The 23259-nt window shown below is 55.8% G+C and carries 25 protein-coding genes and 2 tRNA genes; 15 read left to right on the forward strand and 12 right to left on the reverse strand.

All coding sequences use genetic code 11. From position 1 onward, the window contains the following. The first annotated feature begins 521 nt into the window (after nucleotides 1-521). The 3 genes from HZB34_16450 (at nucleotide 522) to HZB34_16460 (ending at nucleotide 2164) form a co-directional block, all read left to right on the forward strand. Nucleotides 522-1202, forward strand: coding sequence for a uracil-DNA glycosylase (locus tag HZB34_16450; protein ID MBI5317554.1), 681 nt, complete (start codon nucleotides 522-524; stop codon nucleotides 1200-1202). A gap of 267 nt (nucleotides 1203-1469) precedes the next feature. Continuing rightward, on the forward strand, nucleotides 1470-1715 hold the full coding sequence (locus HZB34_16455; GenBank protein ID MBI5317555.1) for a hypothetical protein: 246 nt from the start codon (nucleotides 1470-1472) through the stop codon (nucleotides 1713-1715). 104 nt (nucleotides 1716-1819) lie between these two features. Beyond that, entirely contained in the window at nucleotides 1820-2164 is a 345-nt protein-coding gene (locus HZB34_16460) for a hypothetical protein (protein ID MBI5317556.1), read from the forward strand. A gap of 22 nt (nucleotides 2165-2186) precedes the next feature. Here HZB34_16460 and HZB34_16465 read toward each other — a convergent pair whose 3' ends face one another. Both HZB34_16465 and HZB34_16470 read right to left on the reverse strand, forming a co-directional pair. Further along, entirely contained in the window at nucleotides 2187-2375 is a 189-nt protein-coding gene (locus tag HZB34_16465; protein ID MBI5317557.1) for a hypothetical protein, read from the reverse strand. A gap of 123 nt (nucleotides 2376-2498) precedes the next feature. Further along, complete coding sequence (locus tag HZB34_16470) at nucleotides 2499-2840, reverse strand: hypothetical protein (protein MBI5317558.1); 342 nt, start codon at nucleotides 2838-2840, stop codon at nucleotides 2499-2501. Between the two features lie 227 nt (nucleotides 2841-3067). Between HZB34_16470 and HZB34_16475 the strand changes: the two genes are divergently transcribed. Then, complete coding sequence (locus HZB34_16475) at nucleotides 3068-4783, forward strand: GGDEF domain-containing response regulator (protein ID MBI5317559.1); 1716 nt, start codon at nucleotides 3068-3070, stop codon at nucleotides 4781-4783. 243 nt (nucleotides 4784-5026) lie between these two features. Here HZB34_16475 and HZB34_16480 read toward each other — a convergent pair whose 3' ends face one another. From HZB34_16480 to HZB34_16500, 5 genes are all read right to left on the reverse strand, one after another. Then, nucleotides 5027-5458, reverse strand: coding sequence for a hypothetical protein (locus tag HZB34_16480; protein MBI5317560.1), 432 nt, complete (start codon nucleotides 5456-5458; stop codon nucleotides 5027-5029). 219 nt (nucleotides 5459-5677) lie between these two features. Then, nucleotides 5678-6112, reverse strand: coding sequence for a hypothetical protein (locus HZB34_16485; GenBank protein ID MBI5317561.1), 435 nt, complete (start codon nucleotides 6110-6112; stop codon nucleotides 5678-5680). 52 nt (nucleotides 6113-6164) lie between these two features. After that, on the reverse strand, nucleotides 6165-6833 hold the full coding sequence (locus tag HZB34_16490; protein ID MBI5317562.1) for a hypothetical protein: 669 nt from the start codon (nucleotides 6831-6833) through the stop codon (nucleotides 6165-6167). A gap of 5 nt (nucleotides 6834-6838) precedes the next feature. Further along, on the reverse strand, nucleotides 6839-8401 hold the full coding sequence (locus HZB34_16495) for an AAA family ATPase (GenBank protein ID MBI5317563.1): 1563 nt from the start codon (nucleotides 8399-8401) through the stop codon (nucleotides 6839-6841). Between the two features lie 468 nt (nucleotides 8402-8869). After that, nucleotides 8870-9748, reverse strand: a complete 879-nt coding sequence (locus HZB34_16500; GenBank protein ID MBI5317564.1) for a hypothetical protein — start codon at nucleotides 9746-9748, stop codon at nucleotides 8870-8872. A 173-nt stretch (nucleotides 9749-9921) separates the two neighbouring features. On the opposite strand from HZB34_16500, the gene HZB34_16505 reads away from it, so the two are divergent. Both HZB34_16505 and HZB34_16510 read left to right on the forward strand, forming a co-directional pair. Then, nucleotides 9922-10563, forward strand: coding sequence for an MBL fold metallo-hydrolase (locus tag HZB34_16505; protein MBI5317565.1), 642 nt, complete (start codon nucleotides 9922-9924; stop codon nucleotides 10561-10563). Nucleotides 10564-10578: 15 nt separating this feature from the next. Beyond that, nucleotides 10579-11085, forward strand: coding sequence for a bifunctional nuclease family protein (locus tag HZB34_16510; protein MBI5317566.1), 507 nt, complete (start codon nucleotides 10579-10581; stop codon nucleotides 11083-11085). A 4-nt stretch (nucleotides 11086-11089) separates the two neighbouring features. On the opposite strand, the gene HZB34_16515 is transcribed toward HZB34_16510, so the two are convergent. From HZB34_16515 to HZB34_16535, 5 genes are all read right to left on the reverse strand, one after another. Further along, nucleotides 11090-11386: a hypothetical protein gene (locus tag HZB34_16515; GenBank protein MBI5317567.1), complete on the reverse strand. Its 297-nt coding sequence runs from the start codon at nucleotides 11384-11386 to the stop codon at nucleotides 11090-11092. A 190-nt stretch (nucleotides 11387-11576) separates the two neighbouring features. Next, nucleotides 11577-11996: a PEGA domain-containing protein gene (locus HZB34_16520; GenBank protein MBI5317568.1), complete on the reverse strand. Its 420-nt coding sequence runs from the start codon at nucleotides 11994-11996 to the stop codon at nucleotides 11577-11579. Between the two features lie 215 nt (nucleotides 11997-12211). After that, on the reverse strand, nucleotides 12212-13201 hold the full coding sequence (trpS, locus tag HZB34_16525; GenBank protein MBI5317569.1) for a tryptophan--tRNA ligase: 990 nt from the start codon (nucleotides 13199-13201) through the stop codon (nucleotides 12212-12214). Next, nucleotides 13198-13941: a site-2 protease family protein gene (locus HZB34_16530; GenBank protein MBI5317570.1), complete on the reverse strand. Its 744-nt coding sequence runs from the start codon at nucleotides 13939-13941 to the stop codon at nucleotides 13198-13200. Before HZB34_16530 ends, trpS begins: the two co-directional genes overlap by 4 nt. A 13-nt stretch (nucleotides 13942-13954) precedes the next feature. Continuing rightward, the gene (locus HZB34_16535; GenBank protein MBI5317571.1) at nucleotides 13955-15964 is read right to left on the reverse strand and encodes a penicillin-binding protein activator; all 2010 of its coding nucleotides are present in this window, start codon (nucleotides 15962-15964) and stop codon (nucleotides 13955-13957) included. A 107-nt stretch (nucleotides 15965-16071) separates the two neighbouring features. Here HZB34_16535 and xerD point away from each other — a divergent pair, with 107 nt between their 5' ends. The 9 genes from xerD (at nucleotide 16072) to ybgF (ending at nucleotide 23258) form a co-directional block, all read left to right on the forward strand. Next, a complete protein-coding gene (gene xerD, locus HZB34_16540) occupies nucleotides 16072-16974 on the forward strand; it encodes a site-specific tyrosine recombinase XerD (protein ID MBI5317572.1) in 903 nt (300 codons plus the stop codon). 129 nt (nucleotides 16975-17103) lie between these two features. Then, nucleotides 17104-17179 (forward strand) — tRNA-Val (locus HZB34_16545). Between the two features lie 121 nt (nucleotides 17180-17300). Further along, nucleotides 17301-17377: transfer RNA gene (locus tag HZB34_16550), tRNA-Asp, on the forward strand. 206 nt (nucleotides 17378-17583) lie between these two features. Continuing rightward, nucleotides 17584-18288: a MotA/TolQ/ExbB proton channel family protein gene (locus tag HZB34_16555; protein ID MBI5317573.1), complete on the forward strand. Its 705-nt coding sequence runs from the start codon at nucleotides 17584-17586 to the stop codon at nucleotides 18286-18288. After that, complete coding sequence (locus tag HZB34_16560) at nucleotides 18285-18737, forward strand: biopolymer transporter ExbD (GenBank protein ID MBI5317574.1); 453 nt, start codon at nucleotides 18285-18287, stop codon at nucleotides 18735-18737. Before HZB34_16555 ends, HZB34_16560 begins: the two co-directional genes overlap by 4 nt. 30 nt (nucleotides 18738-18767) lie before the next feature. Then, a complete protein-coding gene (locus HZB34_16565; protein ID MBI5317575.1) occupies nucleotides 18768-19706 on the forward strand; it encodes a TonB family protein in 939 nt (312 codons plus the stop codon). Beyond that, the gene (gene tolB / locus HZB34_16570) at nucleotides 19703-21043 is read left to right on the forward strand and encodes a Tol-Pal system beta propeller repeat protein TolB (protein ID MBI5317576.1); all 1341 of its coding nucleotides are present in this window, start codon (nucleotides 19703-19705) and stop codon (nucleotides 21041-21043) included. Before HZB34_16565 ends, tolB begins: the two co-directional genes overlap by 4 nt. 319 nt (nucleotides 21044-21362) lie before the next feature. Next, entirely contained in the window at nucleotides 21363-21782 is a 420-nt protein-coding gene (pal, locus tag HZB34_16575) for a peptidoglycan-associated lipoprotein Pal (GenBank protein MBI5317577.1), read from the forward strand. 87 nt (nucleotides 21783-21869) lie between these two features. Further along, nucleotides 21870-23258 (forward strand): tol-pal system protein YbgF, encoded by a 1389-nt coding sequence (gene ybgF, locus HZB34_16580; GenBank protein ID MBI5317578.1) that lies wholly within the window; start codon nucleotides 21870-21872, stop codon nucleotides 23256-23258. Nucleotide 23259 lies beyond the last annotated feature (1 nt).

Here is a 23259-nt window from a genome sequence, read left to right on the forward strand (position 1 = left end):
CCGAGGTTCCGGGCGGCCCGACAGCGGGCTAACCCCGAGAAAGACGCGCTCGGACCAGCGGATTCCCACCTGTTTGCCCCCGTTGATCCACCCAGGAACAGAGTTCTTCGTGCAAACATGAATTAATCAGACCTTCCCTAGTGTATGGCAGCATACAGCGCAGATCCTTTTAGGTGAGCCATAGCTGGTTCACCGGATGTATTACGTCATTCGTATTTCTCTGCAATTTGAGATCTTCATCGCAAAGTGTGAGGGTATTGGCTAATGCCTGCTCAATGCTTATGTGGTTGGTCCGATCGATGTCTCGGAGTCAAAGCAAATTATGAGCCGGGCTCAACGGTGTTTATTTTGGCTCTAAATATGGAATTTCTGATATTTCCATCACGAGATTCAGCTCATGGGTGAATCATTTATTGTTAGAGTTGAATTCGAACCGATTCATTGCGGTTGAATTATTGGGGTTGTCTAGGCTCTGATTTTCGGGGAGCATTAGTGCCTGCTCTGTGGTATCAGTTTCTCCTATGCTTCCTTCCATTCCTCTCGGCTGGCGTTCTTTGTTCAAAGATGAAACGCGCCAGCCCTATTATCGAGAGCTCGATGCGTTTCTACAAAAGGAATTAGCTGATGGGCAGACGATTCTGCCCGCTCGTAAGGACATCTTCAACGCATTAACTGCCACACCGTATGACCAGGTCCGAGTGTTGCTCGTCGGCCAGGACCCTTATCCAACCCCTGGTCATGCCCATGGCCTCTGTTTCTCTGTGCAGCCGACCGTTCGACCGTTACCCCGTTCGGTACAGAATGTTTTTCGTGAGCTGCGCGAAGATGTCGGATGCCGGATCCCCAATAATGGGTATCTGGAACCCTGGGCCAGGCAGGGCGTCCTCATGCTCAATGCGGTTCTCACGGTCCGCACTGGCCAGGCCAATTCGCACCAGGGACGAGGCTGGGAGCGATTCACCGATCGCATTATCGAATTGGTTGCAGCGAAGCAAACCCGGGTGATTTTCATCCTGTGGGGACGCGCAGCTCAGAAGAAGCGGGCACTGATTACACAAGCACACCATACCGTGATTGCAACGGCACATCCCTCTCCTTTCTCGGTTAGAAAGTTTTACGGAAGTCGCTGCTTCTCGCAGATCAATCGACGTCTTGTCGATGCAGGATCGGCTCCGATTGACTGGCAGATCCCAGACAATTGACTCTTCGCCCCATGGGCCTGTAGGGTAGCTTATGACGTACTGAGCCACGTCGACTGTCCCATCTCTCGCACAGCACTCCCTCCCACGTTCCCGTGCGTCTGATTCTCCAGTCTCCGCCGCTTCTACGCCAGAGGTTCTGTTGATTGCCACACGTGCGTGGCCCACTACCACTGTGTCCAACGAGGGAAGTGGTTGTGTCAAACCGATGGGACGCAGCAGTCGTGTTCTGTCTACGCTGTAATTATTCACGCGAGAAAGGAGTGCCATATGAACCAAGAACAATTCAAAGCCTTTTGGGTACAGCTCAAGGCGCCACTCAAAGCGAAATGGGGAAAGATCACGGATGCGGATCTTCAGGAGATCGAGGGGAACCTGAATACGTTTACCGCTGTGCTGGGGAAGCGATATGGGACGACTGAGAGTGCCGAAGTCAATACCTGGGCCAACCGGCGCTATTGCCATTGGTCTGGGATCTATACAAGTAAGTACGCAGATCCGGTAAAGGCAGGCTGACGAACAGCGCAGCCTGATCGTATAGGAAATGTGGCCGATGCACGGCATGATCAAGAAGGGCGCGACGTCGAGAACCACGACAAGGAAGAGGAAAGGATCAATCCATGAAAAAGATTGTGATCAATAAAAGCTACGGTAATTTTTGCGTGAGTCATCAGGCGTTTCTTCGATTGCGTGAGCTGGGCCAGCAGGATGCGCTTACGGAGGTGGATCTCGGCGCCTATTGGCCCGAGGCGGCGGCGCCGAACGAGCCGAGACTCAATCAATGCGGAAAGATGATCCCGCGCGATGACCTGAAGCTGGCCCAAGTCGTGGAGGAACTCGGTGGGGCTGCCAATGGCCATGGGGCCGAGCTACGGGTAGTCACGATCCCGGACGATGTCCGATGGATCATTGGTGGTGTGGGTGGGGTGGAGCACGTCAGCGAAGTTCACCGGACCTGGGCGTAACTCATATCATTCAGGAAGGCTTCTACTGCAACTGTTGATGCTGTGGGGAGAGGGACGTGGTCAGATCCTGTGGTTCGCCTAGCAGCAACTTAGCGCGCTGAAACGCGTTGGTTCTTGCTTCCCATTCCGTCTTGTAGCCTTTCGACGAATCCTGGCCATGCAGTCCGTTGTCGAGATGGCTGAACCCCGGATCGAAAACTTGCACAGCCATTTGCCATTCTTAATCTGGCTGGTAACCAGGATCACTTTCTGGCCTTTGGCGTAGCAGGTTTCCGTTATGATTGGCAGGCAAGAACCGTTGTCCAGATCAATCCTTCTGGCTTGTCTTGTAAAGCTAAGCCGGTTTCATGAAGCGATCAGGCGTCAGCACGCTGTGCAGCGATTGTGTGACAGCGCGGCGGTAGGGCGCCTTCTGACGCAGCATGATCACGAGGTCTTCGTCGTCGATCAAAATCGATAGATCGTTCTCGGTGACGAGCTGCCGATCCGGCGCCCCGATATTCATGCGATACTGCGTCTTCCCGTCAGGATTCCGGTTGGGTCCGCTGACGATCTCGGTGAGCCCATCGATAAATCCAACATGTCCTTCATGCCGGTGCTTGACCTTCGTGCCGTCGGGAATACGGACCCAGGCTTTGGCTGTTCCAGACTGCACAGGGCGGAAAAACAGGGACATTCTACTTTTCTGAACGTGAGATGACCCCAGGGCTTTCTTCTGAGATGAACCTGCTGGGGCGAACCAGTCAGCCCCTCTGCTTCCACATGTCTCGATGCGCGGTTCTCAATATTTCGTTGGCCGGTGGTGGGTCTCATTCTATACTCAGCCATGGTCGTGAGCGAGGCCGGCGCTTGCACACTCCTTTTGGAGGGAAAGGTACGGCCCCGTACCAGACGTGGACGGCAATGGCAACGAACCTCAACCTGCTGCTGCTCGAAGACTCTCCGAATGATGCGGAGCTGATTCTCGATGTACTTGAGGAGGCTGGGTTCTCTGTGGCCTCCCGCCGCGTCGATTCGCAAGATGAGTACATCCGCGCACTCGACCAGCCTGTCGATTTCATTCTTTCTGATTTCTCCATGCCGCAGTTTACAGCGCATGATGCGCTGCGACTCATGAAAGAGCGAGGGCTCGATATTCCGTTTATTGTCGTGTCGGGCTGTATCGGTGAGGATATGGCGGTCGAATGCATGAAGGCAGGGGCAAGCGATTATCTGCTGAAAGACCGCCTCGCCCGCCTGGGTCACTCGGTGTCACAGGCGCTCGAACGGAAACGGTTGATCGAAGAAAAGCACCAGGCTGAGCAACGGCTGTTTCTGGAGACGTTTCACGACTCGCTCACGGGCCTCCCCAACCGTGCGCTTTTTTTAGACCGATTGGATCGGGTCTACCAACAGAGCAGGCGTCAACCTAGCCATCTGTTTGCGTTGCTGTATCTCAATCTCGACGGTTTTCGTGTGGTACGCGACAGTCTGGGGCCTGCGGCAGCGGATCGCCTGCTGATGGAGGTAAGCCAACGGATTCTGCGTCGTGTGCGCTCGGCTGATACGGTGGCGCGGATGGAAGGGGATGAATTCGCGTTTCTGCTGGATAACCTGAAAGCGGTTGGCAATGCGACGCGCGTGGCCGATCGTCTCCGGCAGGAATTTTCTACGCCATTTACGGTTGAGGGCCGACAAGTGTGCCTCACGGCCAGCATGGGCCTCACGTGCAGCAACCAGGAGTACGAATGTGGCGAACAGCTCTTGCGTGATGCGACGACCGCGATGCATCAGGCGAAAGTCTCCGGTCGGACGAGGTTCGTGATTTTCGACACAGCCATGCATGAGCAGGCGATGGTCCGATTGAAGCTGGAGGCCGAGCTTCGGCAGGCGCTGGACCGGCGGGAGTTCCGGTTGGAGTACCAGCCAATCGTGGCATTGAAGTCCGGGCTTGTCACCGGGTTCGAAGCATTGCTCCGCTGGGAGCATCCTGAGTATGGGCTCGCCAGGCCGGAAGTGTTCCTGGAAGTTGCCACGGAGTTGGGTTTGATGACCAGGATCGGTGAGTGGAGTCTTCAGGAGGCCGCAAAGCAACTGAAGCTCTGGCAGGCTGAGTTTCCCAGGATTCGCCCGTTGACTGTGAGTGTAAACTTCTCGCTCAGCCACTTGGCGAATGCCGATCTGGCAGCGCTGGTCAAGGAGGTTCTGCTGGCAACCGGCTTAGATCCGCCGAGCCTCAAGATCGAAATCACGGAATCGGACGTGATGCAGAACCCTGAAGCGGTTACCTCTGTGTTGAAACAGATCGAATCGCAGAAAGTTCAAACCTGTCTGGACGATTTTGGCACTGGTTATTCGTCTTTGAGTTATCTTCAGCAGCTGCCGATCACGTTTCTAAAGATCGATCAGTCGTTCATCCGGCGGCTGGGAGCTGACGACGACGCCCTTGCGATTGTGAAAACCATCATCGTTCTCGCGCATCAACTGGGGCGCCAGGTGATTGCCGAGGGAGTGGAAACCACCGAACATCTGACGACGCTCCGCCTGCTCGGATGCGAATACGGTCAAGGTTACTTGTTCGCCAAGCCGCTGCCCGATGCGGAAGTGTCTGCTTTCCTCGCCTCAGGCCGCCACTGGTAGCATGCTCGCTTCGCGCCCTTCGTGAATTGTGGGCGAGACAAGCTAGACATGCGCAACAGGCGCGACTCACGAAGATAAAACGTCCGATCAGTTCCACTTTTCGCGCGTGTCTCGAGAGTCTTGCGCGAATATTGAGATACGCTTCACGATTCACGCTTCAAGGGTTGAGGAAACGTCGTCGCAGAGGGCTTCAGCATCCTGGCAGGGGCGATGATCTGGATAAGACACGGACAGTTATGAGGATTACGCGGCGATTTTAGTGAGAAGTTTCTTGAGTTCGACGTGGGCAAAGATGACGTCGGGTTCCCGCTGGAGGGCTTCGTAGTAACTGCGCTCGAACCCATCTCCTTCCTCTGAAGGGCGGATCAGGGCGCGGGCCTCTATCAGAAAGTGCTCCATCTCGACGTGCAAGAGTTCGGACTTGTCATCCAAGAGTTCATCGATGCGAATAACCAGCTGAGACAGGGGATGAAGCCAGGTAAACCAGGGATCATTCAGCACCAATTGCAGCAGTTGGCTGGTTGATGCGACTCTGCCATTGATGCGTTCATAGGTCACTTGTTCCGCCAGAATCAGGGCCTTGTGAAGACTCAAGAGGCTGCCTCGCATATCGAGGAGTTGCTTGCGGAGAGGGCAGGATCCTCTCGATGAGGTCTTATGCGAGACAGGTAGCATGAAATAATTCTAGCAGGTTATTGGAAAAATGGTGTCCCTGGAATTCGACTGAGAAAATGACACCAGTGGTTGTTTGAATATCGGCATATTCTGTCGCCTACTGTAGCAGGCTGTGGACCCTGGTGGGTTTGGTCTATCTGGTCTATTTCGTTTATTTGGTTGAACTGGATAGACAAGATAGACCCTACAACCGTCTTCCGATGCCGGCGCCGGATTGATTTACGCGGCTTCTGCTTGCAGGGCGCGCGTGACGTGAAAGTGGGCGAGCAGCACATCAGGAGCGCGCCTGAGGGCCTCGTAATACGCACGCTCGAATCCATCTCCTTCATTCGACGGGTGGGTCAAGTTGCGCACCTCGGCGACAAGGTGCACAACGTTTTCATGGGTGATGTCAAACGCGTCATCAGCGAGGAGTTGATCGATTCTGAGCAGCAGATCCAAGAGCGGGGAGAGCCATGTAAACCAGGGATCTCTGAGCAGCAACTGGATGAGCTCGTCTGTTGAGCCGACGCGGCCGTGGATGCGTTCGTAGGTGAGTTGCTCCGCTACAATCAACGCGCAATAGAGAGACAAGAGTCTCTGCTGGACTTCCAGCATTGTATGGCGTAAAGGGGCATCGTAGGTGGTTGGACTATACGGTGTCAGTGAATCCATTCGCTAAGTGTAGCAGGACGATAGGTTCTGTCTATCTGGTACCGGTCTTCTGTTAGTTCCTCACCCGAGTGGCAAACTGAGCGAATAGTTCCCCTGCGAGGTAGCCGGTATCGGATGGATCGGCGGCATCTTTTCGGCGAAGATAGTCGTTGAGGATTCTGCCGTCTGAGGTCTTGTGGACGTGGGGCAGGCTGAGATTCATGTGGTAGCGTTCGATAGCGTCTGCCACACGACTGATGAAGATGATCGTGCCATTCGGCTCCCGCCGCTCGACGATCCCGACGTGGGTCAGAGGGTCGTTCACCTTACCGTCCCGATTGAAGTCCCATGTGTTGTTGAAGAAGACGAGATCGCCCGGGTGGGCGACCGGCCCTGGGTGGAACGTGCCCTGTTGCTGGATATGGGCATGGATAATTCGGACGCCGTTGGCGTCTGGCTCGCCAGGTTCACCGGCATAGAGATCGATCCCGTGCGCGAGAAACACGGCGCGAGTCACCCCGGCACAGTCATAGGCGATGCGTCGCCCGTTGCTCGTAATCGTTTTCGCGCCCACGAGCTTGGCCGCTGTCTGCACTATGCCGTTCCGGCTCGGCCCGCGCTCACCGGCTTGACAGCAGCGGCGCGCGTCCGATGTCGTTGTGCGAGGGTGCTCGACCTGTGGTGTGGCGCAGCCTACGAGCGTGACCATTGCGATCGCGGATGTGATGAAGAGCAATCGCATCGGGTTCACCGTACGTTGACAAACCGGCCTTGGGCCGTCTCCCGGAGCTGATCGATGTCTTCACTCCGGGTAACGGAGAGAGGTACAGTGTTGGTCAATTCTTCAATCAATAGGTCAGTTGTGAGCGGTGTTTTTTGATGGAGCGCGCGATAGAGGCCTGCGACCACAGCCTGTTCGATTTCTGATCCGCTGAACCCGTCGCTCGCACTGACGATTTTGAGTAGATCGAACTGTTTCACGTCCTGCTTCCGAAGACTCAGGTGAATGGTCCAGATGGATTCCCGTTCCCTGTCGTCCGGCAGATCTACAAAGAATATTTCATCGAATCGCCCTTTGCGAAGGAGTTCGGGAGGGAGCAAGGAAAGATTATTGGCGGTCGCCACGACGAAGACTTCTTGTTTCTTCTCCTGAAGCCACGTGAGAAATGCGCCGAACAGCCGGCGGCTCAACCCTGCATCTGCCTCGCCGTTCCCGCCCCCTGCGGCCATCGCTTTTTCGATCTCATCGATCCAGAGAACAATTGGAGACAACGACTCAGCCGTCTCGATCGCCTTGCGGAAATTCTTTTCCGTCTCCCCGACATACTTATCGAATAATCTGCCTGCATCAAGTTTGAGGAGCGGAACCTGCCATTCCCGCGCAATGGCCTTCGCTGCCAGCGATTTCCCGCAGCCCGGCACGCCCACGAGCATGATGCCTCTGGGAGGCGTGAGATTGAGCGCCTTGGCCTCTGCGGTAAACCCGACTTTCGCCCGTGCCAACCAGGACTTCAGATTGACGAATCCGCCCAGCTCGAACCGGTTGTCCTCAAGTGGATAGTATTCGAGCAGACCGCCGTCTTTAATGGCCTGCACCTTGCGCGTCAGAATCTTTTGCACATCATCGGCGGAGAGTGTGCCGTCCTCGACGAGACATTGCGTAATAACCTGCCGGCCCTGATGGAGGGTCATCCCCTGCAAGGCGCGGAGGATGGCGTCACGCTCGTTGGCCGAAGGGTACGGGTCCGCCGCTTTGGACTCGTTGATGGAACTGAGGAGGCTTTGCACGACGGTGGTCGAGCGTGGACGACGGGGCGAGGTTCTGGGAGCGAGCGATTGCAGGACGTTCTGGAGCATGGATTGGAGTTCATCACGATCCGGCAGTCGCAGGTCGAAACGGACAGCCATCTGTTCGATATCGAGCGGCAGGGCAATGGGATGGCCGGTCAGCACGCAGGTGGCACGCGAGTGCCCGTGGACTGTCGCGACTTCTCGAAGCTGACGGGCGACGGCTGGATCTTGTAGGTGTGGCGCGAGATCTTTGAGCCAGAAGACCGCTTCGACGGTCAGACCCTGCAGATGTTGGAGGACAGCCAGAGGAGAGGCCGTGATTTTGCTCAACGTCGGTGTGTCATCGCTTCGGGTCAGCCCCCTGGTGACGGACCATTCGAATAACGGCATGCGCTCCTGTGCGACCACCGATTGCAGCAACGCCAGGACTCGGTCCTCTTCCACCGTCTCGATGATGATGAGCGGGTGGTAAGAGCGAATGAGGGTGCGGAGGTCATGTACGCTGGTTGACAGGGCCATAGGAGGAAAATGGTAGCACGAGGCTTGTCCCCTACCAAGGAAAGGGAGCTTTGGTGCGACCTGATTGCAGGATGCTGAAAAATGGGTGGGGGTGGCCTGGCCGTCCTCCTGCTTGCGGAACGCGCACGATCAGAATGTGCTCGTTCGACGCGCGCACTCGAGGAGCGACCAGGCTACCCTTGAAAGTGAAATAGGGGATTGGAAAGCCGTGTGCAATTGGGATCATCCCAGCCATCCCTTGGTGAGTGATAGTTCGCTGAGGCCTTGCCTGAGGAACGGCGCGCCAAGATGCGCCTGGTCCCGAGCAAGGCCGCAGACGATTCGAAACCGGAGGCGTACCCTCTGGGGCGTACGGTGCGACGAATAAGGAGCACCACGTCTGTGCGCGCCGCCGAGTGGTGAGGCGGTCGTCTCCCCGTTGAGGATTTCAATGAGCCAAGAACGAAGCTGGTGGACGTGTTCATACTGCTAGGTTTTGCTGGGAGAGGCCAAGGCCTTGTTAATCTCGCGGATGAGGCTCCGTTCAATTTCCGCGACTTCTTCCGAGCTCACGCTGAGGACCCGTCCTCCCTGAGCCAGTTTTTCGAAGTCGGCTTTGACGCTGAGCCTGGTGACGTTCGAGGGAAGCGCGTGAAGCGACAGCACGTACTGATTCCGTGAGCCGGCGACTTCAAGCGAGGCAGGGGGTGAGACTTTGCGCTCAGTCACGTAGACCGCTTTCTGATCGGTCTTGATACTCACTTTGATGTGGTATCCATTGCGGCTGAGCGCATCCTCTGCAATCTTGGCGACGCTGCTCAAGGGGCGGGGAAGGTCTTCAGTCTGTGTCCCTTTCTCCTCAACGTGGATATGCTGTGCTGCCTGAGCTGCTACAGTTCTCTCAAAGTCTGCGCTCAACTTCTTCGCCTGGGCTGTTTGTATGGCCAAATTCTCGGCGGCAGATTTTGCGTCGGCCTTGGCAGTCTCGGCAGATTTCTTCGCATCGCGCAGCTCTTGGTTCAGCAGATCGATCTGTTGCTGCATGACCTTGTTCCCGTCCTGCAGAGAGGTCACGACCGACTCTTCCTTGGCCAATTGCTTGCGAAGCGACTCATTCTCTGCTTTGAACGGAGAGTCGTCAGGTTTGCAGCCGGTTGCCATCAGGCAGAGCGTGAGGGCTCCGATCCACGAGCCCGCATTACTCATGACGGTTCGTCGCGAAATCGTGCAGTCGCGTTGCGAGATGGGCATGCGGAGCCGCGAGATTCCGAGGCGTACTTGAACAGTATGTCGAGGAAGCGAGCGGCGAGCCTGCCAGCCGAAGGCGCGTCGCAGCAGCGAATCCACGATTGCAGCAGAAGCGCTCATGAATAATGCGGGCAAGCGCCATTGGTTCGATGGTGTGTTGTCCTGCACGTCAGGTCCCTCCCGCTTATCTGATTTCCAGGATTATCTACGGTTCGCGCCAGCTTGTCCATGTCGGATTCTATGAAGAAGGGCCGCTGCTTGCGCTCTGAGGAGCATGGGGGTAGCATGCATCCATGACGCCGGCTGTGATCCGAAAAACTTTTTCCGTCCCGCCCCTTGGTTGCAATTGCTCGATCATCGGAGATCCGGTGACAAAACAGGCGATCGTGGTCGATCCGGGTGGCGCCCATGAACAGATTGTGCGCGAGGTCCAGAAACTCGGATTGACGGTCACACATATCCTCCATACCCATGCCCACTTCGACCATTTCCTTGCTTCCGGAGAGATGAAGAAGTCGACAGGGGCAACGATCTGTCTGCATCAGGATGATCTTGGCCTGTGGAACAATCTTGAATTGCAATGCCGGAAGTTCGGCGTCACCTACAGTCCTGTTCCTTTGCCGGACTACTGGCTCAAGGATGAGGAGAAACTGTCGGTCGGTCAGGTTTCCGTCACCGCTCTCCATACGCCTGGCCACACCCCCGGGTCCATGAGTTTTCATGTCCCCGGCGATAATTTGGTCTTGGCCGGTGACACACTCTTTCGTGGCAGCATCGGACGTACCGATCTCTGGGGCGGCGATTTTGATGCTATTGAGCGATCCATCCGGGAACGGCTCTATACCTTGGAGGATGCCACGATCGTCGTGACAGGGCATGGCCCAGAGACCGAAATCGGACAGGAAAAGGAGACGAATCAGTTCTTCCGTGCCTGACCGCCGGAGGTGACCATGATGGCATGCATGCGGTCCGTCCTCTCTCTCTGTGTTCTCGGCTGGCTTGCGCTACCAGTCGCACAAGCCAGCGAATCCTCACCGCCAATCTCGGAGCAGGTCACGATCACCGATGTCCAGGTTCGCATGTCCGACCACGGTCCTGTGGTGCTCTTGTGGGCCGAAGGTAAGGCTATTCCCATTTTCGTCGACGTTACAGTCGCGAGGTCGATCCAAAGTGCGTTGAATGGCGAGAAGCTCTCCCGCCCCCTCTCCCACGATTTGATGCATACAATTTTGGAAGCATACGGCGGGAAAGTATTAAAGACCGTCATCACGCTCAGGGGAAGTACCTTTTACGGTGCCTTGACCGTTGCGGTGCAGGATCAAGTGAAGACGTTCGATAGCCGGTCGTCTGACTCCATCGCGCTGGCGGTTCATTTCAAGGCGCCGATCATTGTGGGACGGGATTTGCTGAACTCGGCTGGACCTCTATCGGGGGAATCGAAAGCAGAACCACTGTGAGGGGCTATTCCTTGTCCATCCTGGCGCGAAGCCGTTCAAGGCGCTTTTCTGTGGACTGTTTGATGAACGCCATGTTTTCACCCAGGTGCTGCTCGGCGTTGATTTTACCTTCCTCGCGCCGCTTCAGCTGATCGAGCCCGAACTGAGCGATGAGAGGCCCATCTTCTTTGTTGAGTTCTTTCCAAATCTCAGCGCAACGTACCTGCTTCCCCGACGGGTATTTGTCGCAAGGCGGATCGGCGCCCCATGAGCTGCTCCAGTTCGCTCCCAGTAGAATGAATGCCAATACCAGTGCGGTCATGCTCCCTCTCCTCGCGGCATGAATCGCCTTTCTCGCCTGGCTCACCATAACACAACTCAAGTTGTCCTGCAGACAATCCACGTGTATGAACGGTTGGCCATGGAATGCCTCGCCTGTTGGAATAAGCGGCGCTATCGACGCCCGCCGTATCCTGACGGGCCTATGCCAGTCTGTCCGGTCGGCCTGTAAGCTATTTGGATGGCGCTGGTTCTGATCCGGTGAGGCGATCGAGCGTGAGATAGATCTTGTCGTCGAAGGTGTAGTAGCCGCCCTGGTCCATGTCATTCATGATGCAGATTGGTGAAAAGATCACAAGGCAGCCGAAAATATCTCCGAGGACCCACCAGGACCAGGTGCGATCGATCTTGAAAAAAGTAGGCTGAAAGCCCTCCTTCTTCACTTGCGCGAGGTGGTTCCCTTTCCGACTGAGCGTGACTGTGCCAGGCGCTGTGAGGTGCAGGTAGTCGTCGATAACGACCGATGCCTCAGGCGGGTTGGTAAAAATAGTGACAGACTGCTTGTCGGAATGCATCCAGCTTCCGCAGCCAGAAAGCCCTCCGACCAGGGCACATAACACGAGGCCGCCTTGCCATATCCTGCAATTTTTCATTTTCCACTCCATCTAGGAGGCTACGGGAAAACTCTGTTATATATAAAACATCGATTGAATCGTACCGAACGATACCGGCTTCATAATGGTCGCAGGATGCTCAAAAAGGCTGTCCAGCAAGGCCGCAGCGAGTGAAGGCCCGAGGCGTACCCTTGCGGTACGTTGAGGGTCTGAACGATGCGAGAACGATGCTGGCGGACTTTTTCAGCATCCTGCTAGATATTCATTGCCTCATTTACATCGTGCAGCGTCGCTTTGGCGACCTCGCCTGCCCGGCGGCTGCCTTCTGCCACGATGTCGTTCAGATGGGCTGGGTCTTTGCTCAGGCGCGCGCGCGCATCCCACATTGGCGTCATTCGTTCCACAACTCGATCCGCGACGAGTTTCTTACAATCGATACAGCCGATGGCAGCTGTCCGGCATTCGGTATTAATCTGCTCCTGAATCATCGGCAATGAAAAGATTTTGTGAAAATCGTACACGGGGCAGAGGTCCGGGTTTCCAGGGTCGTGACGTCGGACGCGGGCTGGATCTGTGACCATCGTCTTGAGTTTTTGGCGTACGATCGGTTCGAGGTCTGACAGGTTGATCGTGTTGCTGTAACTCTTGCTCATCTTCCTGCCATCCGTGCCGAGCACTTTCGGGAACTTGGTGAGCTGCTCCATCGGCTCCGGGAAGACCGGTTTGTACAGGCTGTTAAATCGGCGGGCCAGCTCCCTGGTGAGCTCCAGGTGCGGCAGCTGATCCTTTCCTACTGGCACGAAATCAGGTTTGTAGATAAGAATATCTGCGGCTTGCAAGACCGGATAGCCGAGAAATCCGTACGTACCCAGATCGCGTTCCTTCAGCTGTTCCTGTTTTTCCTTATAGGTCGGATTCCGCTCCAGCCAGGCGACAGGAATTATCATGGAGAGCAGAAGATGCAGGATGGCATGCTCCGGGACACGCGACTGTACGAACACCGTGGCTTTCGCAGGATCGATGCCTGCGGCCAGCCAGTCGATCAATAACTCGCGGGCGAACTCCCGGATGCGGCTGGTATCGGCGTAGTTTGTCGAGAGCGCATGCCAGTCTGCGACAAAGAAGAAGCACTCGAACTCATTCTGAAGCCCTTTCCAATTCTCCAAGGCGCCAAGATAATTGCCGAGATGCAGCAGCCCACTCGGCTGCATGCCGCTGAGGACTCGTTTCCTGGGTGTGGTCATGGTGGGTTTCCTGCTCCGAGACCGACTGCGGTGGAGAGAATCGAATTGGAGAGGCTGTGGGTCAAGGTGCTTGTAATGGTATGGATCAGATGAATCTGTGGGTCGAGTATGATGAGTCCCATCAGGATGAACATGCCATAGGGTTCCACGCGCATGAGTGCCATTGCCGCGTTCCTTGGAAGAAGGCTTGTCAGAATTCTCCCGCCGTCCAATGGAGGAAGCGGCAGCAGATTGAACAGCATCAAGAGCACGTTAATCAAGACGGAGTAGACTGACATCACCGCAATCGGCAAGAGGAACATCTGGTGCCAGGTGTCCTGTGGGTCGGTATTTTCCGACTTGGACCAGTAGTTGCCGACTGCTGGGTCAATCGACAGCAGGAGCGCGAAGAGGAGGGCGCTGCCGATGGCCAGTGCGAGATTCATGGCCGGCCCTGCCGCTGCAACGAGCGCCATGTCTCGACGTGGTTGGCGCATGGCGCGTGGGTCGATCGGGACCGGCTTCGCCCAGCCCAAGAAGAATCCCCCCGGTATCAACAGGCAAATCAGCGGCAAGATGACGGTTCCGAATGGATCGATGTGCGCCAGCGGGTTCATGGTGAGCCGACCTTGGAGCTTGGCCGTCGAATCGCCGCACCGATAGGCAACCCAACCATGGGCATATTCGTGCAAGACCATTGCGAAGAGAAGTGGCAGGCCCATGTAGGAAATCGTGTGGAGGATTTGGGGTAAGGAATTCATCCGGTTGTCTTTGTTAATTCACCTGAACGAATCGACCGCGTTTGATTTGAATCAGGAAGAGCGGCCGATTCAATGTCCCGTCCTGTCCAAATGCAGCCGGCCCGGTGAGGGAGGAGAGATCCGGCTGGTTCAAAAGCTGTTCTTGGACCGCTTCGCCAGAGGAAGCGCCTGAGTGAGCTGCATCAATCACCAACTTCGCGGCATCATAGCCCTGCACCGCAAAGAGTGTCGGGCTGACCTGGAACCGTTTCTTGTACCGCTCGACAAAATCATGTACGACAGGGGTGGGGCTTTCCGAAAAAAATCCATCGACGAATACGGCGCCGTCGACCGACGAATCGGCCGTGCGGGCAAAGTCGGGCGAGTTCCATCCGTTCGCGCCTAGGAATGGAACCTTCATGTCGTGGAAATTGAGCTGAGCTGTGATGATGCCGGCGTCGGCTGCGCGGCCTGGAATAAAGATCGCGTCGAAGCCCGGCGTATAGAGAACCTTCTTGTCCAGCTTTGTCAGCTTCCCGGTCAATTTGGTCTGATCGATCGGCATAGACAAACCATATCGCTTGATATCCTCTTCCTTCATGCGTTTGAGCTGTGCGCTCATGTCGGTTTCGCCTTCTTTGTACGATTCGATCGCGATCACTTCTCCCTCGTGTTGCCGTACTTCCAGGGCAAAGAGACGGGCCAATTCACGGCCGTAGGCCGTGTCGGGATGCAGAATGCAGAATCGGCGGAATCCTTGTTCCTTGATGGCATAGGCTGCAATGCGTTTGGCTTGTAGTTGAAAGGTGAGGGCCGTACTGAATACGTAGTTGCCGAGCCGCCTCACGTTGGGTAGCGTCGCTGTCGGTGTGATCAGGGGAATGTGGGCTCGCTCGGCGAGTTCAGCCATGGCTGGAAGATTCTTCGAAAGAAGCGGGCCGATGACAGCGAGGGGGCGATCGGTGTTCAGCAGTTCGGAGAAGTCGTCCAAAAACGAGCCGAGATCGGATTCGAAATCTTTGACGATGAGGCCGACCGACGCGCTCCCCGCCTTGTCTCTGTTCGCTTCGACCGCAAGTTGGATGCCGCTCAGAACCTCGTTGGCAAAGGAGGCGAGTTTCCCTGAAAGCGGCAGGACCGCCGCAATGAAAAACTGATTGGATTTGAGTTTGGCTTGGAGTGTTGTAAGGAGGTCCGAGGTTTTGTCTGCCTGCGGGTGTGTCGGGAAGTTCACGAGAAATTGCTGGATTTGCCGGATGGCCTGGTGTTCTTCCCCACGGTTGATGTAGAGATCGATCAGCCGGAGGGATGCGACATCGCCGGGAAAGCTGCGTGGAAAGGTATCTTTGATTTGCTCAAGAGCCTTCTTGTCAGACGTCTCGTTGGCCAGCTCTCGAATGCGGGCACGCACGTCTTCAGCCTGGTCATCGGTTCCTAATGCGACTTCATCGAGCCATGCCTGAATGGCACGGGCCGCGTCTTTTTTTTGAGCATAGAAGCTGCCGCTCAGCTGAAGAGCTTCGCGTTTTGTGCGATCATCTTTTGACAGGTTGCGCAGGCCCGTTAAGATCGGCATGGCCAGGTCGAGATTGCCCATTGCTGCGTGAACCCTGGCTTGCATCAATTTGCCCCGGTCCGCCACCTCTGAGTTGGGAAACTCGGTTTCCAACTGCCGTAAGAACTTCAAGGCCTCCCCATCTTGCTTCGCACGGTGCAGCGCTGCGCCGAGCAGGAGATAGGTGTCGTCGAGCAGGTCGGGTTTCGGGGATGTTGCTAGAAAACGACGGAGTATGGTGAGGGCTTCCTCAGCCTGATCTGCATCGATGAGGCGCTTTGCCTGGTTCAGTGTGGGGTTGTTTGCCGGGCTTGCCGGGGCTGTGTCTGCAAGGGCATGGTCATAGAATTCGAGCCCAGTGAAGAGGGAGGACATGTTCCAGACAAGCACGAGCAACAGACAGCAGCATGCCGAACGTACGTACGAGCGATGTGAAAAAACGGACAGCAACGGGCGGGCCATGAGCTCCTGGGCAATGTGATGGATCATGTTATGCGCAGGTGACTACTATCGGAAACCCTGTGGGGTGTCAAGGTAAACTCCCACAGGGTTCATTGTGTTCATCTGAGCGATTGGCTATCATCGCGTCGATGATACTGGACCCGCTGGCCGAGCGATATCTCAGCTATCTCCGTGTCGAGGGAGGGCTCTCCGTCAACACGGTCGAAGCCTACCGCCGTGACCTGAGTAAATTCCACTCGTACTTGCAGCGAAAAGGCATTGTGCCGCTCGAGCCTCTCCTGCCAGAGACATTCACGGGATTTCTTCGTTCCTTGCAAGAGGCGCGGTTATCGCGCGCGTCCTCTGTGCGCTGTCTCTCCGCTATTCGCGGTTGGCTCAGGTTTCTGATTCGGGAACGGATGATTCGGGAGAGTCCTGTCATCGGTCTGGCTCCAGTGTCGCGGGGTGTTCGGTTGCCCAAAACGCTGTCGCAACAAGACATCATCGCATTGTTAGACCTGGGGGCGCTTCCAACCCCGGAAGACTTGCGCGACCGTGCGATGGTGGAGGTACTCTATGCGACGGGGCTTCGCGTATCAGAATTGATCATGGCCGAAGTCGCGCAGGTGAATCTTGATGTCGGATATCTTCGGGTCACAGGCAAGGGCGCAAAACAGCGTCTCGTGCCAATTGGCGAGGCGGCTCGACAGCTCCTGCAGCAGTATGCGGACGAGGCGCGGCCGCAGCTTCTCAAGAAGCGGGCATCGCGATATGTGTTTGTGTCGAGACGGGGCAGGCCCTTGACGCGGCAAGCTTTTTGGAAGTTGCTGCGGTCTCGCGCACGGCGAGCGGGGATCACACAGGTCATTTCGCCTCACATGATTCGGCATTCATTTGCGACGCATCTGCTCGAAGGTGGCGCCGATCTTCGATCAGTACAGGCTATGCTGGGCCACGCCAATATCGCCACGACGCAAATCTATACGCACATTGAACGGGGACGTCTGAAGGGGGTGCATGACAGGTATTTCCCTCGTACAAACCGGCGTCGCGAGTAAAAATGTGCCTGGCGAGATCTGAGTCATTGCGGCGGAGTATACAGCAACTGAAAAATGCAAGAAGGGTGCGAGATTCGATTGACAAGGCCAAGTGGAGTTGGTAGCATCCCCAAGGTTGCTAAGAAAATCAGGCGGATAGCTCAGTTGGGAGAGCGCTGCCCTTACAAGGCAGGGGTCACAGGTTCGATCCCTGTTCCGCCTACCATCACGAGATCTGGCTTAGGGGGTGGGGCAGATAGTTGAATCGCATAATGATTATGTTAGACAGGACCGACCGCTAGATATAGTCGTGTCACCCACATCTCCCGCTATACGTAGAGCTTCGAGGGGCCGTCGTTCAGCTGGTTAGGACGCCAGATTGTCAATCTGGAGGTCGCGGGTTCAAATCCCGTCGGCCCCGCCATTTTCTCCTGGGTTTGCTAGACTCGGTAGGCAGGACTGTGGGTACTTCCTAAGCAGGATACAAAAAAGTCCGCCAGCTTCCTTCTCCCGTCCCCCCTAAGACGGGGAGCGGCACGTCTCTCGGCGTAGAGGCGATCTCGACAGATTCAGGGTGGGCGCGGAGACGGTTGCTCTACAACTTGTTAAGGCTGAGAAAGGTCATTCCGCATGTTTCAAACTGGTCTCATCGGGCTGGTAGGTTCGCTGGGCGCCGTGTCAAAAATCGTGCTCCTGGTCCTGCTCGGCTTTTCAGTCATCTCATGGGCCATAATTTTTTTCAAATGGCGGGCCTTTCGAGTGGCTGACCGCGAAGACAAGCGGTTTTTGGCGCTTCTCGTGAAAACACGAGATCTCGATGATCTCTATCGACAAGTTGGCCGAATCGAAGGAAGTCCCGCCGCAATTGTATTCGAAGGCCTTATGGAACGTGTGGGGCCTGGGCGAGTCGAGGAGGGAAATGGTATCGGTTCAGGACCAATTGATCGACAGGTCATAGAGCGGACCGCGTCCCATCTCGGCCAGCATCAGATCTCGCAGCTCGAGGCCTATCTTCCATTCCTTGCCACGACGGGGAACATTACGCCGTTTGTCGGATTGCTCGGGACTGTGATGGGGATTATCGATGCGTTTCGTGAAATCGGAACCCAAGGGACCGCGAGCATTTCTGCCGTCGCTCCCGGAGTTGCAGAGGCCTTGGTTGCGACGGCGGCCGGACTCTTCACGGCTATCCCGGCTGTGATTGCCTATAACTACTTCCTCACTCGGATTCGCAATACTGCATTCCGATTGGACTCGGTCTCCATCGAGATGATGTCATCCTTCTCGACCAGTGCATCGAAGACGAAACCAGTTCCAGTCGGAGTTCGAGGATGACCTTAGAGTCTCGTCACCGCCGATTTCTGGCAGAGATCAACGTCATTCCCCTCGTCGATGTCGTCCTTGTCCTCCTGGTGATTTTTATGGTCACTGCGCCGCTGCTCTATCGAGGGATGGATATCAAGTTACCGGTTTCTGCCACGAATACGATCAAACAGGAAATGCGTTCGGTGCTCACGATCGAACAGGATCAACGGTTGTATCTCGATAAAGATCCGGTGGGAGTGGCTCAGTTGGAACAGAAATTGAAGCTCCTGAAACGGGACCACCCAGATGTATCCCTCTATCTCAGGGCAGATCGCGATGTGCCGTACGGCGTCGTGGTGCAAGTCATGGATGGTGTGAAAAAAGCCGGGATCGAGAAAATCGGGATGGTGACCGAGCCGGTTGGACCGGAGCGTGTGGGGACGCCACACATTCCGCCTCTCCCGGGGCCAAAAAATTGATGCAACGTTTGTGCGAGGGGGCTGCTTGTTATGGCGTTCCAGGCGTCGGTCCAGTCAGGTCTCTGGTTTGATCAGGATGCTCATTCCAGGCTGGCTGCTCGGCTCAAGCGAATGCTGGTGCTTTCCCTTGTTATTCATGTGGTGATCTTGCTCGTGGCAGTGGGGCTCCGGTTTCCGCGACAGAGTGAACGGCCTTTGACGTCTGTGGAAGTGTCGTTGGTCAGTTTGCCAACGCCGCCAAAGCCGGTTGAGTCGGTGAAGCCGGTCGAATCAGCAAAGGTTTCGGATCCGAAGCCGGCACCTACAGTCAAGGCGCTGCCCCCAAGCGTGACGCCTTCTCCCACGCCTCCGATAGGCGAAAAAAGAAGGGATATACTGCAGGATCTTCAGCTTCCGCCAGATGCGCCGAAGTTTGGAGATTTGACCCCTGCAACAAAATCGGCGGCTCAACCCCAACAGGTGGCGAAACTTCCCCAGCAGTCCACAGTCAGCGACGAGCTGAATCGTGAATTGGAAGAGGAGCTGAAAAAGGTCAAACAGTTTCAGCCTGCAGCCAAGCTGGACATCCCAAAAGAGGTGAAACCGAGCGAGGCACCGGTCAAGCCGATGGCGCAGCAAGACGTAAAGATTCCAGCGGTCAAGGCTCCCGAGACGGTCCTGAAGATTTCCGGTACGGCAGGGTCGAATCCGTACTGGGCTCGTGTCCAGTCCATTATTAGTAGCCACTGGGAGCCTCCCCCGGTAGATATGACAGGCCAAACCTATACGATGGTTGTCAAGTTTCGGCTTCAACGGGATGGGGTGATCAAAGATGTGGTTGTTCAGCAGTCTTCCGGGAACACCTATTTTGATCTGGCGGGCCAGCGTGCTGTACTGCGACCGCGAATTCTGCCTGCATTTCCTGCTGAAATGGCAGACAGCTATAAAGATGTAGAGATGGTATTTCGAGTCGGAGAATCAGTCGGATGACCAAGGTGAAAATGATCAGCGCCTGGTTCGGAGGGGTACTGTTCCTGGCAGGAGCTGTCGGTATTCTTGAATCTGGAGCAGCGGATGTGTTCCTTGAGGTCACCCGCCCCGACTTCCAAAAGATTTCTCTGGGTATTGCGGGGATACAAAACGGGGGAGGTCCCGAGTGGTTAGGGGGGCGAATCGAAGAAGTCCTTAAGAAGGATGTAAAACGCTCCTTGGTCTTCGATCTGGTGGATTTGCCCAGTCTTGGAATTACACCATCCAATATCGGCAATGGGACAGGGACCGGTTCCAAGGCTGTATTCAAACAAGTAGCTGAAAAGGGTGTCTCGGTCTTGGTCTGGGGAAAAGCAGTCATGAAAGAGGCGCAGAAGGATGCCGACGTGAATATGGAGGGCTTTGTCTACGACAGCGGGAGCGACGAAGTTGTGGGGGGGAAACGCTATGCGGGGTCTCCATCAGTTGTGCGGCTGATGGCGCACCGCTTTGTTGATGAACTGGTATTTCGGTACACGGGTGAGCCGGGCATCGCACGGACCAAGATCGCGTATGTGGCTCAGCAGGGAACTGCTCGCGAGTTGTTTGTGATGGATTATGATGGGTACGATGCGCGTCAGCTCACGGCTGATGGATTTCTGAACCTCATGCCGCAATGGTCTCCAGATCGCCGGTTCCTTGTCTTCACTGCCTATCGTGATCGTAATACTCAGACCATCGATATGATCGAGTTGGCGACGGGTAAACGATGGACTCTTATTTCTCTGGGGGGATTGAATATCACTCCGGCGCTGTCCCCTGACGGAAACTTCCTGGCATTCGCCTCCAGTCATGAAGGTAATTCCGAACTCTATCGGTTGGATACCAGGACAAAAACCATCCAACGATTGACTGTAAACCCGTCCGGTGACTTGTCGCCTTCCTGGTCTCCGAACGGACGAGAGCTGGTATTTGTGTCGGATCGGGGCGGCGGGCCGCAGTTATTCCTCATGGGTTCAGATGGGACGAATGTGCGCCGCCTGACGTTTGACGGTGATTACAATGCCGCGCCGACGTGGTCGCCCCGCGGGAACTGGATTGCCTATGTGTGCCGGACGCAACGAGAGTACAAGCTCTGTGTCATCACGCCGGATGGACAGAAACGAATGCAATTGACAACGGGGCCTGGTGTCGATGATTCACCATCCTGGTCGCCGGATGGTCGGCATCTCGTCTTCAGTTCGACGGTCGAGGGAAAGAGTCACATCTACATGATTGATGCCGATGGTAAGGATCTAGAGCGGCTCACCTTCCAGGGCACGCACAATAGCGCACCTTCCTGGTCACCGGCATCCTGAGGATGGAATAGTGACTCTAGCGGATAAATGAAGGTAAAAGGCAGAGCTTATTAACGTCGGAAATAAGGAGAAGGAAGATATGCGCAAAACACTCTGTACGTTTGGTGTGGCGCTCGTAGCGAGTGCGGCATTGATTGGTATGCCTGGCTGCAGCAAAAAATCTGTGCAATCCGGCGGCGATGCCCAGTCTACTCAGGGAAAGGCGGATAGTTCCAAGCCCGGTGTCGGTAGCTACCCGGACACCAGCGTACAGCCCGGCGGCGGCGGGCTTCGGGGCCTGGACAAGAATCCTTCAGAAGAGCGTGTGGGCAGCGGCACGATGCTGGCCAAGGTGGATCCTTCGAGCAATGCCGGACGACAAATCGATGAGATTCGTGCCGAGCAGGCTGCGTCGGCTGCAGCGGGCTTACGGGATGTATTTTTCGCCTACGATAGCTGGGTGATCACTGAAGAGGGGCGTCAGGCATTGAGTCGCAATGCTGAGTGGATCAAGTCCAATTCGAATGCCCTGCTCAAGGTTGAAGGACACTGTGACGAGCGTGGGACGTCTGCCTACAACCTGGTACTCGGTGAAAAAAGGGCGAAAGCCGTACGGAACTACCTGGTCGAACTGGGTGTCGGCGCCAATCGTCTGTCCGTTGTCTCGTATGGGAAAGAGCGGCCGTCCTGCACCGAACATGCGGAATCCTGTTACCAACAGAATCGGCGTGGACATCTTGCGGTGAAGGTCGGGAAGTAAGCGATATGTTGTTTGTCGCCTGGCTGTGACTCCGTTGTCCTTGAACAAAGAGTCGTGGATTCCTTTATCATAAGTATGGGTGGAACAATGTGGAACCATTCGAATGCAAAGGGAACCTGGACAGCGGTCTGTGCGATCTCTGCCTTATTGTCGGCCGGCTGCCTCGCCCAACAGGCTGAGCTTAAGCAGACAGAGCGAAATCTCCAGCAACGTATCAAGCAGACGAGCGATGAGTCGGCCCAGACCCGTGCGCGGCAGAGTCAGGAGATTTCGGTGCTTCGGGAGCAGGAGTTGCCGCAGTTGCGTGGCGAACTGGAGCGGGCATTGCACCAGGCTCATGAACTCCAGGGTAAGCAGGAAGATCTCAAGCAGCGCTCGGTACAACTTGAGCTGCAAACCAAGCGCCTCGAACAGTTGGCCGCGAAGCTGGATGCGGATAATACCACCCGCTACAACCAGGTGCGTGAGAGCCTCAATGCTCAGGATGTCAAGAATAAGCAGGAGCGTGACCAACTCCGCATGGATGTGAACGCTCGCCTTGACGATGTGAGCAGACAAATGGAGGTGGTGCGGAAAGAGATCATCGAGGCCGTGCAGAAGACGAACGGCGGGCTTGCCAGGAATCTCGACGCGCGTTTAGAAGAGCAGCAGAAGATACTGGCGGGATTGAGCGAGCGGTTGAGCCAAGAAGAGCAGGCGGGCAGACTGTCGACAACCCATATCAATGAGACGAACAAAGCGGTGACCGGTCATTTGAGCGAGGTGAATAAGAGTGTCGCCTCTGTCGCGCAGAAATTTGCTGCTCGTTTCGAAGAGCAGGAGCGTCGTCTGGATAGCCTTTCCAAGGCACTCGATCAGATCGCGCAGGATGTGCGCGCACGAGGGGGAAACAAGGGAGGAGCGCGTCCGTCGACCACGAAGCCGGCTCATCGATCAGCGTTGGAGCCTTCATCCGAGCTCCGAAAAGCTGAACAGGAGACCTCTTCGACAGCGCTCCATGCGCAAGTGGAAACAGGGCAACCGGCTGAAGCGATCTCGCCGGCTGTCGTGGCCGAAGAACTGCCCACCCAGCAAGTCAGTCCTGGTGGCCAGCGCTCCGATAGAATCGAGTACGAACGTCTACTGGCTCTGTTCCGTGAGGGAGATTTGGATGGAGCCAGGCAGGGCTTCGCCGCATTTTTACGGGACTATGAGAACTCGGATCTGTCTCCAAACGCTCGATATTGGCTCGGTGAAGCGTACTACGGCAAGAAGGATTATCAACAGGCGATCGATTCGTATGACCGCGTCGAGCTGGATTTCCCCCGGAGTGAAAAGGTGCCGGCTGCGATCTTGAAGAAAGGGTACGCGTACCTGGCCATGAAAGATAAGAAGCGCGCTTCTTCAGCCTTCACACAGGTGGTGACGTTGTATCCACGGAGTCCGGAGGCAGGAAAAGCGTCCGATAAATTATCCCAGTTGAAGGAGTTGCAATAAC

The organism is Nitrospirota bacterium, assembly GCA_016219645.1.
Taxonomy (GTDB): domain Bacteria; phylum Nitrospirota; class Nitrospiria; order Nitrospirales; family Nitrospiraceae; genus Palsa-1315.

Coding starts and splice junctions, on each gene's coding strand:
- HZB34_16450 (MBI5317554.1), top strand. CDS start 522: ATGCTTCCTTCCATTCCTCTCGGCTGGCGTTCTTTGTTCAAAGATGAA.
- HZB34_16455 (MBI5317555.1), top strand. CDS start 1,470: ATGAACCAAGAACAATTCAAAGCCTTTTGGGTACAGCTCAAGGCGCCA.
- HZB34_16460 (MBI5317556.1), top strand. CDS start 1,820: ATGAAAAAGATTGTGATCAATAAAAGCTACGGTAATTTTTGCGTGAGT.
- HZB34_16465 (MBI5317557.1), bottom strand. CDS start 2,375: ATGGCTGTGCAAGTTTTCGATCCGGGGTTCAGCCATCTCGACAACGGA.
- HZB34_16470 (MBI5317558.1), bottom strand. CDS start 2,840: ATGTCCCTGTTTTTCCGCCCTGTGCAGTCTGGAACAGCCAAAGCCTGG.
- HZB34_16475 (MBI5317559.1), top strand. CDS start 3,068: ATGGCAACGAACCTCAACCTGCTGCTGCTCGAAGACTCTCCGAATGAT.
- HZB34_16480 (MBI5317560.1), bottom strand. CDS start 5,458: ATGCTACCTGTCTCGCATAAGACCTCATCGAGAGGATCCTGCCCTCTC.
- HZB34_16485 (MBI5317561.1), bottom strand. CDS start 6,112: ATGGATTCACTGACACCGTATAGTCCAACCACCTACGATGCCCCTTTA.
- HZB34_16490 (MBI5317562.1), bottom strand. CDS start 6,833: ATGCGATTGCTCTTCATCACATCCGCGATCGCAATGGTCACGCTCGTA.
- HZB34_16495 (MBI5317563.1), bottom strand. CDS start 8,401: ATGGCCCTGTCAACCAGCGTACATGACCTCCGCACCCTCATTCGCTCT.
- HZB34_16500 (MBI5317564.1), bottom strand. CDS start 9,748: ATGAGCGCTTCTGCTGCAATCGTGGATTCGCTGCTGCGACGCGCCTTC.
- HZB34_16505 (MBI5317565.1), top strand. CDS start 9,922: ATGACGCCGGCTGTGATCCGAAAAACTTTTTCCGTCCCGCCCCTTGGT.
- HZB34_16510 (MBI5317566.1), top strand. CDS start 10,579: ATGATGGCATGCATGCGGTCCGTCCTCTCTCTCTGTGTTCTCGGCTGG.
- HZB34_16515 (MBI5317567.1), bottom strand. CDS start 11,386: ATGACCGCACTGGTATTGGCATTCATTCTACTGGGAGCGAACTGGAGC.
- HZB34_16520 (MBI5317568.1), bottom strand. CDS start 11,996: ATGAAAAATTGCAGGATATGGCAAGGCGGCCTCGTGTTATGTGCCCTG.
- trpS (MBI5317569.1), bottom strand. CDS start 13,201: ATGACCACACCCAGGAAACGAGTCCTCAGCGGCATGCAGCCGAGTGGG.
- HZB34_16530 (MBI5317570.1), bottom strand. CDS start 13,941: ATGAATTCCTTACCCCAAATCCTCCACACGATTTCCTACATGGGCCTG.
- HZB34_16535 (MBI5317571.1), bottom strand. CDS start 15,964: ATGATCCATCACATTGCCCAGGAGCTCATGGCCCGCCCGTTGCTGTCC.
- HZB34_16555 (MBI5317573.1), top strand. CDS start 17,584: ATGTTTCAAACTGGTCTCATCGGGCTGGTAGGTTCGCTGGGCGCCGTG.
- HZB34_16560 (MBI5317574.1), top strand. CDS start 18,285: ATGACCTTAGAGTCTCGTCACCGCCGATTTCTGGCAGAGATCAACGTC.
- HZB34_16565 (MBI5317575.1), top strand. CDS start 18,768: ATGGCGTTCCAGGCGTCGGTCCAGTCAGGTCTCTGGTTTGATCAGGAT.
- tolB (MBI5317576.1), top strand. CDS start 19,703: ATGACCAAGGTGAAAATGATCAGCGCCTGGTTCGGAGGGGTACTGTTC.
- pal (MBI5317577.1), top strand. CDS start 21,363: ATGCTGGCCAAGGTGGATCCTTCGAGCAATGCCGGACGACAAATCGAT.
- ybgF (MBI5317578.1), top strand. CDS start 21,870: ATGTGGAACCATTCGAATGCAAAGGGAACCTGGACAGCGGTCTGTGCG.